The organism is Pseudomonas sp. ML2-2023-3 (assembly GCF_037055275.1).
Lineage (GTDB): Bacteria > Pseudomonadota > Gammaproteobacteria > Pseudomonadales > Pseudomonadaceae > Aquipseudomonas.
Window position 1 is genome coordinate 2,220,821 of record NZ_CP146343.1, and the last position, 15,236, is coordinate 2,236,056.

13 protein-coding genes are annotated in these 15,236 nt (G+C 57.6%); 9 read left to right on the plus strand and 4 right to left on the minus strand.

All coding sequences use genetic code 11. From position 1 onward, the window contains the following. Positions 1–75: 75 nt before the first annotated feature. Positions 76–516 carry a universal stress protein gene (locus V6P94_RS10350; protein ID WP_019827477.1) on the minus strand — a complete coding sequence of 147 codons (441 nt, stop codon included), beginning with the start codon at positions 514–516 and terminating at the stop codon, positions 76–78. 103 nt (positions 517–619) lie between these two features. On the opposite strand from V6P94_RS10350, the gene V6P94_RS10355 reads away from it, so the two are divergent. The 7 genes from V6P94_RS10355 to V6P94_RS10385 all read left to right on the plus strand — a co-directional run bounded on the left by V6P94_RS10355 (position 620) and on the right by V6P94_RS10385 (position 9,036). Next, positions 620–1,057 (plus strand): hypothetical protein, encoded by a 438-nt coding sequence (locus V6P94_RS10355; RefSeq protein ID WP_133077840.1) that lies wholly within the window; start codon positions 620–622, stop codon positions 1,055–1,057. Positions 1,058–1,465: 408 nt separating this feature from the next. Then, on the plus strand, positions 1,466–3,613 hold the full coding sequence (gene fadB / locus V6P94_RS10360; protein WP_338649307.1) for a fatty acid oxidation complex subunit alpha FadB: 2,148 nt from the start codon (positions 1,466–1,468) through the stop codon (positions 3,611–3,613). A 27-nt stretch (positions 3,614–3,640) separates the two neighbouring features. Further along, positions 3,641–4,816, plus strand: a complete 1,176-nt coding sequence (fadA, locus tag V6P94_RS10365) for an acetyl-CoA C-acyltransferase FadA (RefSeq protein WP_133077838.1) — start codon at positions 3,641–3,643, stop codon at positions 4,814–4,816. Positions 4,817–4,903: 87 nt separating this feature from the next. After that, on the plus strand, positions 4,904–5,140 hold the full coding sequence (locus V6P94_RS10370; protein ID WP_133077837.1) for a DUF1653 domain-containing protein: 237 nt from the start codon (positions 4,904–4,906) through the stop codon (positions 5,138–5,140). A gap of 114 nt (positions 5,141–5,254) precedes the next feature. Beyond that, entirely contained in the window at positions 5,255–7,882 is a 2,628-nt protein-coding gene (topA, locus tag V6P94_RS10375) for a type I DNA topoisomerase (protein WP_133077836.1), read from the plus strand. A 279-nt stretch (positions 7,883–8,161) separates the two neighbouring features. Beyond that, on the plus strand, positions 8,162–8,683 hold the full coding sequence (locus tag V6P94_RS10380) for a DUF6586 family protein (protein ID WP_133077835.1): 522 nt from the start codon (positions 8,162–8,164) through the stop codon (positions 8,681–8,683). A 119-nt stretch (positions 8,684–8,802) separates the two neighbouring features. Next, the gene (locus tag V6P94_RS10385) at positions 8,803–9,036 is read left to right on the plus strand and encodes a hypothetical protein (RefSeq protein ID WP_003446620.1); all 234 of its coding nucleotides are present in this window, start codon (positions 8,803–8,805) and stop codon (positions 9,034–9,036) included. A gap of 69 nt (positions 9,037–9,105) precedes the next feature. On the opposite strand, the gene sulA is transcribed toward V6P94_RS10385, so the two are convergent. Continuing rightward, positions 9,106–9,579: an SOS-induced cell division inhibitor SulA gene (gene sulA, locus V6P94_RS10390; RefSeq protein WP_133077834.1), complete on the minus strand. Its 474-nt coding sequence runs from the start codon at positions 9,577–9,579 to the stop codon at positions 9,106–9,108. A 10-nt stretch (positions 9,580–9,589) separates the two neighbouring features. Further along, positions 9,590–10,198 (minus strand): transcriptional repressor LexA, encoded by a 609-nt coding sequence (gene lexA / locus V6P94_RS10395; protein WP_019827486.1) that lies wholly within the window; start codon positions 10,196–10,198, stop codon positions 9,590–9,592. Positions 10,199–10,458: 260 nt separating this feature from the next. Here lexA and V6P94_RS10400 point away from each other — a divergent pair, with 260 nt between their 5' ends. Together V6P94_RS10400 and nagZ are read left to right on the plus strand one after the other, a co-directional pair. After that, on the plus strand, positions 10,459–11,166 hold the full coding sequence (locus V6P94_RS10400) for a TetR/AcrR family transcriptional regulator (protein WP_133077832.1): 708 nt from the start codon (positions 10,459–10,461) through the stop codon (positions 11,164–11,166). Between the two features lie 181 nt (positions 11,167–11,347). Further along, on the plus strand, positions 11,348–12,346 hold the full coding sequence (gene nagZ, locus V6P94_RS10405) for a beta-N-acetylhexosaminidase (RefSeq protein ID WP_219262539.1): 999 nt from the start codon (positions 11,348–11,350) through the stop codon (positions 12,344–12,346). Positions 12,347–12,527: 181 nt separating this feature from the next. Here nagZ and V6P94_RS10410 read toward each other — a convergent pair whose 3' ends face one another. Beyond that, positions 12,528–15,230, minus strand: a complete 2,703-nt coding sequence (locus tag V6P94_RS10410; RefSeq protein WP_133077830.1) for a DEAD/DEAH box helicase — start codon at positions 15,228–15,230, stop codon at positions 12,528–12,530. Positions 15,231–15,236: the final 6 nt, after the last annotated feature.

A 15,236-nucleotide genomic window follows, 5' to 3' on the forward strand; every position in this document is an offset into this window, starting at 1 on the left:
GACTGCGTGCTGAACTGAAAAAGCCCGGCCCTTTAACAAGGTGCCGGGCTTTTTTGTTGTTACATGCAGATAAACTTAGTCAGGTTTTTTCAGGCTGACTGCCAGTACGTCGCACGGAGCGCCATGCAGTACGTCGTTGGCGGTGGAGCCCAGCAACAGGGCGAGGCCGTGACGGCCGTGGCTGCCGACCACGATCAGGTCGCATTTTTGTGCTTTGGCCAAGGCATGGATTTCCTGGCGCGGCTGACCGTAGTTCAGGTGGCAGTAATCCTTGTGCAGTTGCGGGTACTTGGCGATCAGCCGCTCAAGGCGCTCCTTGGCCTGATCGAACTGTTGCTGCTGCAGTTGCGAGAGATCCATGGGCACGTCGCCGCCAAACGCCATCGCCATCGGCTCGACGATATGTATCAGTGACAGTTTGGCACCGTTAGCCTTGGCGCTTTCGCTGGCGCGATTGATCACGGGGTCACATTCGTCGGTCAGGTCGACAGCGACCAAAATATGTTCGTAGGGCATGTGGGGTGCTCCTGTAGATGGCGATTAGTTATGAGTATGGCCCTTTTCCAGAGCCTTGGTTCAAGTCTGGGTCACTCGTTTATCACGTAATGAGAGTACAGATATGACGGTATGGATAGTGGTGTCAATCCTGGCGCTGGTTCTGAGTCCCCTGGCCTGGTTGCGGCCTTCCCGGGGGCAGAGTGGGCGTATGGATTTGCGCATGGAGGCACGGCGCATTGGTTTGTCCATGCAGCTGGCGCCTCAGGAATGGCCGTACTGGCTTGAGCCCCAGCCGCCCGGTTCCTGCGCGCAGTACCATCGCCCGCGCCGCAGTACTAAGCCTGATGTTTGGTGCTATTGGCAATCGGCACCTGGAAAATGGCTCAATCGCTGGCAGGAAGAATGTGAAGATGAGCGCCTGCTGGCGCAGTTCAAAAAGCTGCCGGCCAATGTTTACAAAGTTGAGGCCGATGCACAGATGATTGTGCTGGTGTGGGGCGAGAAGGGTGAGGCTAAGGTGCTCAAGGCGATTGATGAGGTGCTCAAGGCGCTGGCATGACCTTTGTGGGAGCGGGCTTGCTCGCGATGGAATCGGCGTGGTGTGGCGGACAAACCGCGTCGTCTGAATCGCGAGCAAGCCCGCTCCCACAATTTTCACCTGCAGGGCGCTTCAATGGTTTCGAGCACTCGTACCGCAGGTGTCTAAACTGACTGCCGGGTCGTTTTGTCATCGTTGTTTCGGACAATTGACAATCGATCGCTTTTCCCTGAAGGTGTCGACACCCAAATCAAACGGGCGTATGAATTGAGCGTTTGTCATGTAAGACAGCTCTCATTTTCAATCCCGATTATCGCGTTGGCGGGTGTGCCTGGCGGATTGGCAACAGCATTGACACAAAGGTCAGTGACAGCCAGACGCTAGCTTCTGACGTGTACTGTTCAGCTTCCATATCCTGGAGATCAGTTGATGATTTACGAAGGTAAAGCCATCACGGTTACGGCTCTTGAAAGTGGCATCGTCGAACTGAAGTTCGACCTCAAGGGTGAGTCCGTCAACAAATTCAACCGTCTAACCCTGAACGAGTTGCGTCAGGCTGTAGATGCGATCAAGGCAGATGCTTCGGTCAAGGGTGTCATCGTTTCCAGTGGTAAAGACGTCTTTATCGTTGGCGCCGACATCACCGAGTTCGTCGAAAACTTCAAGTTGCCGGATGCCGAGCTGATCGCTGGCAACCTCGAAGCCAACAGGATCTTCAGCGATTTTGAAGACCTCAACGTACCCACCGTCGCGGCCATCAATGGCATCGCGTTGGGTGGCGGTCTGGAAATGTGTCTGGCTGCTGACTTCCGGGTCATGGCGGACAGCGCCAAAATCGGCCTGCCGGAAGTCAAGCTGGGTATCTATCCGGGCTTTGGCGGTACCGTGCGCCTGCCACGCCTGATTGGCGTTGATAACGCGGTTGAGTGGATTGCCTCCGGCAAGGAAAACCGCGCCGAAGACGCTCTGAAAGTGAGCGCCGTAGATGCTGTGGTAACGGCTGACAAGCTGGGCGCTGCAGCGCTGGACCTGATCAAGCGCGCCATCAGTGGCGAGCTGGACTACAAGGCCAAGCGTCAACCCAAGCTTGAAAAACTCAAGCTGAACGCAATCGAACAAATGATGGCTTTCGAAACCGCTAAAGGTTTTGTGGCCGGCCAGGCTGGCCCGAACTACCCGGCCCCGGTTGAAGCGATCAAGACCATCCAGAAAGCCGCGAACTTCGGTCGTGACAAGGCGCTGGAAGTGGAAGCAGCAGGTTTCGCCAAGCTTGCAAAAACCTCAGCTTCGCAATGCCTGATCGGCCTGTTCCTGAACGATCAGGAACTGAAGAAAAAAGCCAAGATCTACGACAAGATTGCCAAAGACGTGAAGCAGGCGGCCGTTCTGGGCGCAGGCATCATGGGTGGCGGTATTGTCTATCAGTCGGCCTCCAAAGGTACGCCGATCCTGATGAAAGACATCAACGAGCACGGCATCGAGCAGGGTCTGGCCGAGGCTGCCAAGCTGCTGGTAGGCCGCGTTGATAAGGGTCGCATGACACCGGCGAAAATGGCTGAAGTGCTGAACGGCATTCGTCCTACTTTGTCATACGGCGATTTCGGTAACGTCGACCTTGTGGTCGAAGCGGTAGTCGAGAACCCGAAGGTCAAGCAGGCTGTACTGGCGGAAGTGGAAAATCACGTTCGCGAAGACGCCATTCTGGCTTCCAACACCTCGACCATTTCCATCAGCCTGCTGGCCAAGGCCCTCAAGCGTCCGGAAAACTTCGTCGGCATGCACTTCTTCAACCCGGTGCACATGATGCCGCTGGTTGAAGTGATTCGTGGCGAGAAGTCCAGCGACCTGGCCGTAGCAACCACCGTTGCCTATGCCAAGAAAATGGGCAAGAACCCGATCGTGGTCAACGACTGCCCGGGCTTCCTGGTCAACCGCGTCCTGTTCCCGTACTTCGGCGGTTTCGCCAGGCTGGTCAGCGCCGGTGTCGACTTTGTGCGTATCGACAAAGTGATGGAAAAATTCGGTTGGCCAATGGGCCCGGCGTACCTGATGGACGTGGTCGGCATCGACACCGGTCACCATGGTCGCGACGTTATGGCCGAAGGCTTCCCGGACCGTATGAAAGACGACCGTCGTTCAGCGATTGACGCTTTGTACGAGGCCAAGCGCCTGGGTCAGAAGAACGGCAAGGGCTTCTACGCCTACGAAGAAGACAAGCGCGGCAAGCAGAAGAAAATCGTTGATTCGAGCGTGCTTGAGGTCCTCAAGCCTATCGTCTACGAGCAGCGCGACGTGACCGACGAAGACATCATCAACTGGATGATGATCCCGCTGTGTCTTGAAACCGTGCGTTGCCTGGAAGACGGCATCGTTGAAACCGCAGCCGAGGCTGACATGGGCCTGGTCTATGGCATTGGCTTCCCGCTGTTCCGTGGCGGCGCGCTGCGCTACATCGATTCGATCGGTGTTGCAGAGTTCGTGGCCCTGGCCGATCAGTACGCTGAACTGGGCGCGCTGTACCACCCGACTGCGAAGCTGCGTGAGATGGCCAAGAACGGCCAGAGCTTCTTCGGTTAAGCGCCCCATTAGAGTGAGAGTGAAATTATGAGCTTGAATCCTAGAGACGTGGTGATTGTAGACTTCGGTCGCACCCCGATGGGCCGCTCCAAGGGTGGCATGCACCGCAACACCCGTGCTGAAGACATGTCTGCACACCTGATCAGTAAAGTGCTGGAGCGCAACAGCAAGGTTGACCCGGGTGAAGTCGAAGACGTGATCTGGGGCTGTGTGAACCAGACCCTGGAGCAAGGCTGGAACATTGCGCGCATGGCGTCGCTGATGACCCAGATCCCGCACACCTCGGCTGCACAGACCGTGAGCCGCCTGTGCGGCTCGTCCATGAGCGCCCTGCACACGGCTGCGCAAGCGATCATGACCGGCAACGGTGACGTTTTCGTGGTGGGCGGCGTCGAGCATATGGGTCACGTGAGCATGATGCACGGTGTCGACCCTAACCCGCACATGTCGCTGTACGCGGCAAAAGCCTCGGGCATGATGGGTTTGACCGCTGAAATGCTGGGCAAGATGCACGGCATCACCCGCGAACAGCAGGATGCATTTGCTGTGCGTTCTCACCAACTCGCTCACAAGGCGACGGTAGAAGGCAAGTTCAAGGACGAAATCATCCCGATGCAGGGTTACGACGAAAACGGTTTCCTGAAAGTTTTCGACTACGATGAAACTATTCGTCCAGATACCACCCTGGAAAGCCTGGCGGCGTTGAAACCTGCGTTCAACCCTAAAGGCGGTACCGTGACTGCGGGCACTTCGTCGCAAATCACCGATGGTGCTTCATGCATGATCGTGATGTCTGCCCAGCGTGCAAAAGACCTGGGGCTTGAGCCGCTGGCAGTGATCCGCTCGATGGCAGTTGCGGGTGTGGATCCTGCGATCATGGGCTATGGTCCAGTACCGGCTACACAAAAAGCATTGAAGCGTGCAGGCTTGAATATGGCCGATATCGACTTCATTGAGCTCAACGAAGCTTTCGCTGCACAGGCCCTGCCAGTGCTGAAAGATTTGAAAGTGCTCGACAAGATGAATGAGAAGGTTAACCTGCACGGCGGTGCCATCGCTCTGGGTCACCCGTTTGGGTGCTCGGGTGCTCGTATCTCCGGCACTTTGCTCAATGTAATGAAGCAAAATGGCGGCACTTTCGGGTTGTCCACCATGTGCATTGGTCTTGGCCAGGGCATTGCCACCGTCTTCGAACGCGTCTAAGCGTTGCGTTGATGGAAGCCGGGGCCTTGTGCCCCGGTTTTTGTTTTTAAGCGTGTTTAATTTTTTTATTTGCAGAGGGGCCGCAACATGTCGCTACAACCTGGGCTCTATCAACACTACAAAGGTCCTCAGTATCGTGTTTTCAGTGTGGCTCGCCATTCTGAAACCGAAGAAGATGTAGTGTTCTACCAAGCCCTGTATGGCGATTACGGCTTTTGGGTGCGCCCGCTGAGCATGTTCCTGGAGTCAGTCATCGTTGAGGGCGAACACGTCCCGCGCTTTGCCTTGATTCAGGCCGAACCCAGCCTTTTTTCCCGGCCATAAGGCAAGGTCGCGCAGAACCCTGTGCTTGACCTCACCTTGTAGCCACTATATATAGCGGTGCCGCGTCAGGCGCGAACCGCCTTTCACTTCTAGAATTCAGGAATTTTCTGATCCATGGGCAAATCGCTGGTCATTGTGGAATCCCCGGCTAAGGCCAAGACCATCAACAAGTACTTGGGCAACGAGTACGTGGTGAAGTCGAGTATCGGCCATATCCGAGACCTGCCCACCAGCGGTTCGGCTAGCGCCAGCAAAGAACCGGCTGCCAAGCGTGGCAAGGCAGCGGCGGGCGAAGTGCCGGCCCTGTCGCCAAAAGAGAAGGCTCAGAAGCAGCTGATCTCGCGCATGGGCGTCGATCCCGAGCATGGCTGGAAAGCCAAGTACGAGATCCTGCCCGGCAAGGAAAAGGTCATCGAAGAGCTGCGCCGGCTTGCCAAGGATGCTGACACCATCTATCTCGCAACCGACTTGGATCGCGAGGGGGAAGCCATTGCATGGCACCTGCGCGAAGCCATCGGTGGTGATGACACCCGCTACAAGCGCGTGGTGTTCAACGAAATCACCAAGAAAGCGATTCAGGAAGCCTTCTCCAAGCCGGGCGAGCTGGATATCAACCGCGTTAACGCCCAGCAGGCCCGCCGCTTCCTCGACCGCGTCGTGGGTTACATGGTTTCGCCGCTGCTGTGGGCCAAGGTAGCCCGTGGCCTGTCGGCAGGCCGTGTGCAATCGGTGGCCGTGAAGCTGGTGGTGGAGCGTGAGCGCGAAATTCGTGCGTTCAACCCTGAAGAGTACTGGGAAATCCACGCCGACCTTGGCACTGCCAAGGGGGCGAAAGTGCGTTTTGACGTTGCCCGTGAAAAAGGCGAGGCGTTCAAGCCGCTCAACGAAGCTCAGGCAATGGCGGCGCTGGAGAAGCTCAAGGCTTCGAACTACAGCATCGTCAAGCGTGAAGACAAACCGACCAGCAGCAAGCCGTCGGCGCCTTTCATTACCTCCACCCTGCAACAGGCCGCGAGCAATCGCCTGGGCTACGGGGTGAAGAAAACCATGATGATGGCCCAGCGTTTGTATGAAGCTGGCTACATCACGTATATGCGTACCGACTCCACCAACCTCTCGGCCGATGCGGTCGAGATGGCGCGTACTTATATTGAAGGTGAGTTCGGCGCGTCGTACCTGCCGCCGGCACCCAATGTGTACAGCAGCAAGGAAGGCGCACAGGAGGCTCACGAAGCGATTCGTCCTTCTGACGTAAACATGCACCCGAGCAAGCTGTCGGGCATGGAGCGCGACGCTGAGCGCCTTTACGAGCTGATCTGGCGCCAATTCGTGGCGTGCCAGATGCTGCCGGCCAAGTACCTGTCCACCACCGTCACTGTGGCGGCCGGTGATTTTGAGCTGCGTGCCAAGGGCCGCATCCTCAAATTCGACGGTTACACCCGTGTGATGCCGCAAATTGCCAAGCCGGGCGACGACGATGTGCTGCCAGACATGGCTCAGGGCGATGCCCTGAAGCTGATCGAGCTCGACCCGAGCCAGCACTTCACCAAGCCGCCTGCGCGTTACTCCGAAGCCAGCCTGGTAAAAGAGATGGAAAAACGTGGCATTGGTCGTCCTTCGACCTATGCGGCGATTATCTCGACCATTCAGGATCGTGGTTACGTGGCGTTGCACAACCGCCGCTTCTATTCCGAAAAAATGGGCGACATCGTTACCGAACGCTTGTCCGAGAGCTTCTCCGACCTGATGGACTACGGCTTCACGGCCGGTATGGAAGAGAACCTCGATGACGTGGCGCAAGGCGAGCGTGACTGGAAAAACGTACTGGACGAGTTCTACGGCGACTTCAAGAAGAAGCTCGAAGTAGCTGCTGCACCGGAAGGTGGCATGCGTGCCAACCAGCCGGTAATGACTGATATTCCTTGTAAGGAATGTGGTCGTCCAATGCAGATTCGCACGGCTTCAACCGGCGTGTTCCTGGGTTGTTCGGGCTACAGCCTGCCGCCCAAAGAGCGTTGCAAGGCCACTGTCAATCTGGTGCCGGGTGACGAAATTGCGGCCGACGACGAAGGCGAATCCGAATCCCTGGTGCTGTTGGGCAAACACCGTTGCCCGATCTGCAGCACGGCAATGGACGCCTACCTGCTGGATGAGAAGCACAAGCTGCACATCTGCGGTAACAACCCGGATTGTGTCGGCTACGAAATCGAAGAAGGCAACTACCGCATCAAGGGCTATGAAGGTCCGAGCCTTGAGTGCGACAAGTGCGGCAGCGAAATGCAGCTTAAAACCGGTCGTTTCGGCAAGTTCTTCGGCTGTACCAATGCCGAGTGCAAAAACACCCGAAAACTGCTGAAAAGCGGTGAAGCGGCGCCACCGAAAATGGACCCGGTGAAAATGCCGGAACTTAAATGCGAGAAGGTCAACGACACGTACATCCTGCGTGACGGTGCTTCGGGGTTGTTCCTGGCGGCAAGCCAGTTCCCGAAAAACCGTGAGACTCGTGCTCCGTTGGTGATCGAAATTGTGCCCCACAAGGACGAGATCGATCCCAAGTATCACTTCTTGTGCGAAGCGCCGAAGAAAGATCCGGATGGCCGTCCTGCAGTGATTCGCTACAGCCGCAAAACCAAAGAGCAGTACGTGCAGACTGAAGTGGATGGCAAGCCGACTGGCTGGCGTGCGTTCTACGACGGCGGTAGCTGGAAGGTTGAAGACAAGCGTAAAGAAAAAGACGCTTGATCTGAGTTGATCGCTGAATAGAAAACCGCGCAAGGGCTGTATGCCTTGCGCGGTTTTTTTGTTTGCCAATCCCGGGCCTGGTTGCCGCTGCTTGAGTGCTTTTGTGGGAGCAGACTTGCTCGCGATGGCATCGACACGGTTTGGCTGAAGCACCGCAGCGCCTGCATCGCGGGCAAGCCCGCTCCCACAAAAGCGCAGGGAACGTAGGCCTTGCGCCAGCACGGCCTGATCCCTGAGACTGCACTACCTGCCTTTACCCATTCGATGTGGAGCGCCCGCATGGCTCACGAACTCTATACCCGTACCAATCAGAAGATCTATTTCGCTGGCCTGGCCCTTGAGGCCATGAACAAGGCGAGTGAGGGTCGGGCCATGAATGCTCAGGCGCTGGTTCAGGCAGAGCGCGAGTCGGCGGTATTTCATCTGTATGGTGCGCTGCTTGGCTTGTGTCATGAGATTGCTGGCTTTTATCGTCTGTCCCAAGCCAATGCACCTCGGGTCGAACTGCTGCTCACCCAGCAAGTGCTGGACGAGAAGGCCATCCCGGAACTGGCCGAGCTGGTTGAACTGGCACAGGCGCCGCAGACATGGCTGGCGCAACTGGTTGCGACCCACGCTGCTCTGTATCAGCCGTTACAGGCACCCAAAAAGGTCAAGGCGGATGTGTTCCAGCCCTTGATCATTGCGGTCAACCTGGAGGATGAGGCACCCCAGGAGTTGAGTCGCGAAACAATGGAGGAGTGGCGTCAGAACCTCAAAGGTCTGGCCATTCGGTTCCGTGATGGACTCAATGAGTGCTAAGGGTCGAAACCGAAACGGTACAGTCATTCATCAGTCTGTAATCGAAAGCGCTACAGATCACGGGAAATTCCCGCGGGATGGCTGATATACTCCCGCGCTTTCGTGGAGAACAAATTTATATGCCAACGTCTTTTCTAGAAATTGTCGAGTTGCCAGACGGCCGCATCGAGTTGCGCCGTGCTGAGGACGAAGGGTCTTTGGTAACGCTGAATTTTTCTGAAGATGCCAAGGCTTTTCTTCAGGGGCAGCACGTAGAGGTGGCGAAAGCCATGCTTAGCGTCGGTGTACAAATGGCGGGTCGGCTGGCCGAAGGCGAGCTCGAAAAAGACGATGGGCCACGCATTCTTCACTAAGCGACTCTGACTCGTGCTCCGCAGCCAGGCGAGTGCGTTCTGCACTGGCCCTGCGCAGGCATCAACTGTTTAACCCAAGCGTATATTCAGACTTTGCCCGTGACCGGTGCGAGCTGCGCTGATCAACTGATTGCGGGCAGCGCTGGTCAGCGGGTTGATCCAGCTCACTACCGTGTGGCTGCGACCCAGTCGCAGCGCTTCGCAGGTCAGTTGCAAGGCGCTTTTGTTGCCATTGGGTTGCAGCAGCAGAATGCGCTCGCGGTTCAGTCCGGCATCGCGTAACCAGCTTTGGGTCAGGCTTGCAGGTGGCGCAATCAGTGTCAGCCAGCGGGCGTTTTGTTGCTCGCTCAGTTCGCGCAGCATGGGGGCAAGCAGGTTCAGGCAGTTTCCGGCGGCACCGCGTAGCGACAGTTCACTGAACACCTCGGGTTCGGCGCTCCAGGGGGAATCGAGCACGTCCTTGATCGCGGGCGTCATGGGTTGAGCCATGAACGCTTCAAAAAGGGTGAGTTGTGCTGGCAGCGGGGTGTGTGGGAACTGCATGAAGCCTCCTTTAGCGGCGAATTACGCCGACACTCAAGCCTTCAATGACCAGTTCCTGGTCTTTGAGGTTGACTTCAATCGGGGCGAATTCAGGGTTCTCGGCAATGAGCCAGACCTTGTTGCCTTCACGCTTGAAGCGTTTGACCGTGACTTCGTCGTCGATACGGGCCACGACAATCTGGCCGTTACGGGCTTCGCGACAGGTATGCACGGCAAGCAGATCGCCATCGAAGATGCCGACATCCTTCATGCTCATGCCTTGTACCCGTAGCAGGTAGTCGGCTCTGGGGTGAAAGAAGGTCGGGTTGATGTTGCAGGACTCTTCGACGTGCTCCAGCGCAAGAATCGGAGCACCGGCAGCTACTCGGCCAATGATGGGCAGCGTGGATTCGTCAGACTTGGCTTCGAAGCCGGGTATGCGAATACCGCGGGAGGCACCGGGGGTCATCTCGATGGCACCCTTGCGGGCAAGCGCCTTGAGGTGTTCTTCGGCGGCGTTGGGGGATTTGAAGCCCAGCTCCTGTGCGATCTCGGCACGGGTGGGCGGGTATCCGTTGTCATCCAGGCATCGCTTGATGAAGGCCAGGATCTCAGCTTGGCGTGGCGTCAGTTTTAGCATGTTGATCGCTCTGTCTTTTTATACAGTGACTGGGATTATATACAGTGAAAGCTTCTTGGCAATCACCCATTTCCAGCGGTCCGCTGGACGGTCATTAATATGTCGGGCGACCCGTACTTTATCAGGTGGGGCCGGACTGGCCGAGGCTGTGGTTAAATGCAGAACTGCCCGGTCCTGAAACGAATGCCTCATCTTGACTTTTTACAATCTGAAACGTATGTTTCAAACAAGTGTTTAAATGTTTGTCAGGCGGAGTAGTCATGGCCCAGTCGGAAACCGTTGAACGTATCCTTGATGCTGCCGAGCAGCTGTTCGCGGAAAAAGGGTTTGCTGAAACCTCATTGCGGCTGATTACCAGTAAAGCCGGGGTCAATCTGGCGGCGGTTAATTACCATTTCGGTTCTAAAAAGGCGCTGATCCAGGCCGTCTTTTCGCGCTTCCTGGGGCCTTTTTGCGCCAACCTCGATCGTGAGCTGGAGCGTCGTCAGGCCAAGCCTGAGAACCGCCCCAGCCTTGAAGAGTTATTGGAGATGCTGGTCGAGCAGGCGCTGGTGATCCAGCCGCGCAGTGGTAACGACCTGTCGATTTTCATGCGCTTGCTCGGGTTGGCGTTCAGTCAGAGCCAGGGTCACTTGCGTCGCTATCTTGAAGACATGTACGGCAAGGTTTTTCGCCGCTATATGCTGCTGGTCAACGAGGCTGCCCCACAAATCCCGCCCATCGAGTTGTTCTGGCGCGTGCACTTCATGCTGGGTGCTGCGGCCTTCAGCATGTCGGGAATCAAGGCGTTGCGTGCAATTGCCGAGACTGATTTCGGTGTCAACACCTCCATCGAGCAGGTGATGCGTCTGATGGTGCCATTCCTCGCGGCAGGCATGCGTGCACAAAGCGGCGTCACGGATTCTGCAATGGCCAGTGCCCAGCTTCGCCCCCGCAGTAAAACCGCCCCGGTTACCGCCAAGGTTTGACCCGCGGCGGGTGGGCGCGGCAGCTTTGTTCCGCTAAGCTAGTTGCCATGCCCAACCCTGACTTATTCCCGTCTGTCGATTCGCCGCTGCCTCTCTGGAGTGCGGCGCGCAGGCGCGTGGCTGCGGATCCGGACCGGGCAATGAACGCTCTCTTTTTAAAGGATTTCCCATGAGTTCTGCCTTGCAAGGCTCCTTGATGGTGGACGTCGCCGGTACTTGGCTGACGGCTGAAGATCGGCAATTACTTCGCCAGCCAGAAGTAGGCGGGTTGATTATCTTTGCACGCAATATCGAGCATCCGCGCCAGGTGCGTGAGTTGAGCGCTTCGATTCGCGCGCTGCGTCCCGACCTGTTGCTGGCGGTCGATCAGGAAGGTGGCCGGGTGCAGCGTCTGCGTCAGGGGTTCGTGCGCCTGCCAGCCATGCGTGCCATTGCTGATAACCCCAACGCCGAGTACCTGGCTGAACAGTGTGGCTGGATCATGGCCACTGAAGTGCTGGCCGTAGGGCTGGACCTGAGCTTTGCCCCGGTCCTGGATCTGGATTATCAGCGTAGCGCTGTGGTCGGTAGCCGTTCGTTCGAGGGAGACCCTGAGCGCGCAGCCACATTGGCCGGGGCTTTTATTCGCGGGATGAACGACGCGGGCATGGCGGCGACCGGTAAGCATTTTCCGGGACACGGATGGGCCGAGGCTGATTCTCACGTCGCCATTCCAACTGACGAGCGCAGTCTTGAGCAGATTCGCGCCCATGACCTCGTGCCTTTTGCCCGCTTGAGCAAGCATCTGGCTGCTGTCATGCCGGCCCACGTGATCTATCCACAAGTGGACAGCCAGCCTGCAGGATTCTCACGTCGCTGGTTGCAGGATATTTTGCGCGGCGAGCTTCAGTTCGACGGCGTGATTTTCAGTGACGACCTGTCGATGGCGGGTGCGCACGTAGTGGGTGATGCCGCCAGCCGGATTGAGGCGGCCTTATCGGCGGGTTGTGACATGGGACTGGTATGCAACGACCGTGCGGCGGCGGAGTTGGCACTCAGCGCTGCTCAGCGGTTGAACGTTACCCCTTCGCCCAGGATTGCACGCATGCGCGGTCAGGCCTGGGCCAGCACTGACTATCGCCAGAGCCCGCGCTGGCTGGTGGCAATGGGTGCGCTCAAGGATGCTCAATTAATAGATTGAGCACATCGATGCCGCTTTGACGCTTGGCGAAGCAGAAAGACCGTATCGCCTGAATCGCGGCAAGCCAGCTCCCAAGATTTCGCAAGCACCACAAAGCCCGTGGGAGCGGGCTTGCTCGCGATGGCGTCAGCGCGATCAAGCAGAAAGACCGCGCCTGCAGTTAATCAATAAGTCGGGTGTCTCAGCGCTTCTCTGTTTTGGGTGGCAGCGGCGCGAAGAGCGCGTCGATGTCGTCGTCCTGTAATTTCCAGTCACCGGCGACTCGTCCGTCCAGAACACCTGCGGCCAAATCCGATTTTTCTTGCTGCAAGTGCTGGATTTTTTCCTCCACGGTGCCGCGGGCAATCATCTTGTAAACAAACACCGGTTTTTCCTGGCCGATACGGTAGGCGCGGTCGGTGGCCTGGTTTTCAGCCGCCGGGTTCCACCACGGGTCATAGTGAATCACGGTGTCGGCTTCGGTGAGGTTTAATCCCACGCCGCCAGCCTTGAGGCTGATCAGGAATATTTGCAGGGTGCCGCTCTGGAAGTCTTTGACCGGTGTGCGTCGGTCACGGGTTTGCCCCGTGAGGATGGCGTAGCGCACTTTGCGTTTTTTCAGTTCGATTTCGATCAGGCCGAGCATCGAGGTGAACTGGGAAAACAGCAGGATGCGCCTGCCTTCGGCAAACAGTTCTTCGAGCATCAGCATCAGGCTGTCTAGCTTGCCCGAGGAACTGCCTTTTTTCGGCGGGGTGTCGCTGACCAGTCGCAGATCGCAGCACACCTGACGCAGCTTGAGCAGCGCCTCGAGGATAATGATCTGGCTGCGCCCGACACCTTTTCGAGTGATTTCGTCGCGCACCTTCTTGTCCATCGCCAGGCGCATGGTCTCGTAGACGTCGCGCTGGGCCTCGTTCAGGTCGACCCAGTGAATGATCTCGGTCTTGGGCGGCAGTTCGGTCGCGACCTGTTCCTTGGTGCGGCGCAATAAAAACGGTTTGATCCGCGCATTGAGATGCTGCAGGCGCTCGTTGCTGCCCTGACGCTCGATGGGTATGCGGTAGTCGCGGTTAAAGGTTTTAACGTCGCCCAGCCAGCCGGGCAGCAGGAAGTGGAACAGAGACCAAAGCTCGCCCAGGTGGTTTTCCAGCGGGGTGCCGCTCAGGCACAGGCGTTGCCGTGCAATCAGTTCACAGGCCGCCTGGGTGGCCTTGCTGCCGGGGTTCTTGATGTACTGGGCCTCGTCCAGGACCAGCAGGTGCAAGGGCAGTTTTGCCAGGTGCTCGATGTCCTTGGGCAGCAAGGCGTAGGTGGTCAGGATCACGTCGTAGTCATTGAGGTGTGCAAAGTGTTTTTTGCGGGTGGCGCCAAACAGCGCCAGCACCTTGAGCTGCGGAGTGAAGTGCGCAGCTTCGTCCAGCCAGTTGGGGATCAGGCTGGTGGGCATCACCACCATTGCCGGACGATCCAGGCGGCCGGCATTTTTTTCGCACAAGATATGGGCCAGGGTCTGCAGGGTTTTGCCCAGCCCCATGTCGTCGGCCAGTACGCCGCCCACTTCGAGCTGGCGCAACGACTGCATCCAGCTCAGGCCTTCAAGCTGGTATGGGCGCAAGTTGGCATTGAGCCCTTGGGGAACTTCGACGCTAAAGTCCTTGATGTCGCGCAGGCGCTGGGCAAAACCGCGTATCTGCTCGCCACCTTCCCAGCGCAAGGGCAGGGCATCGAGAGCATTGAGGCGTGGTGCGTCAGCGCTTTTGATCCGCAGGGAGGTCGCGTCCGGTTCACCCAGATAAAATTCGTCCAGGGTTGCCAGTACCGGTTTCAGCCGTCCGTACGGCAGGGCGACCTGAAGCGGGCCATGATTGCTGCCGGGGTTGGCCGGGATATTCACCAGAATCAGTTCGTCATCCCGACGCCGGGCGAGTTTTTCGGGGTTGAGGATGTCGCTGTGGGAGCGCATCAGGTTCAGCAGTATCGGCAGCAAGCTCAGGTGTCGGCCGTTGACGATAATGCCCAGTTCCAGGTCGAACCAGTCACGTTCCGGGGCCTCGTCGACATTGGCATACCAGTCTTCGACCGGGGTCAGGTCAAAGCCGAAACCTTCATCGATCTGCAGCTCCCAGCCTTGTTCCCTCAGGCCTTGCATCTGGTTGAGGGTGAAATTCAGCCAGGCACTGTCATTGACCAGTTCAAACAGCTCTCCAGCACTTTCAGGCAGCGCCTTGCTCTGGCGGGTCGCAATCTTGAAGCCCAGGCTGCGCAATTGCTCGCGGTAGAGGTTCTCTGTGTCGGGATGACGCTTGATCCGCAGGGTCTGCTGTTCCTGGCGCAGCAGGATGTCGGTGTTCTTTTGCCCGCTGACGTATTGATCCAGGTAGTTGAACGACAGTGCTGCGCGGTGCTGGATGTAGCGTTGCATCTTGCCGTTGCGCGGTTCGAAGGCGCTGAATTCAGCGCTGGCCAGCCACAGCCGTGGCACCGGCTTTACATCGTCGACCCGAAGTTCTGGCAGGTTGTTGGGACGACGTGAGTCGAGTACGGCCTGGAGTTTTTCCAGAAGCTCGGCATCCTGAGCGGCGGCAGGGTAGTTCAAGGTTTCTTCAATCTTCAGTAAGACGGCAGCGGTGTGCTTGCAATGGGTGCGTACCGGACAGGTGCAGGTGGCGTCCACCAAAAGCAAAGTACCTTTGGCGGACTCACGCAGATGTATGGTCTGGCGGTAGGGGTTTTCGCCTGAGCCCTGGCAGCTCGCGCTGATCATGCTGTCGCCGATCTGGACGATCCTGACACGGTTTTCCTTGGCGTAGCGGCGGCCACGCTCAAGGCTTTGCTCTTTGAAGCGGCTGGTCCAGGTCGGTGCGAGCGGCTTGGTCAACCGGGGTGTCTGGCTCAGGGTCATGGGTAG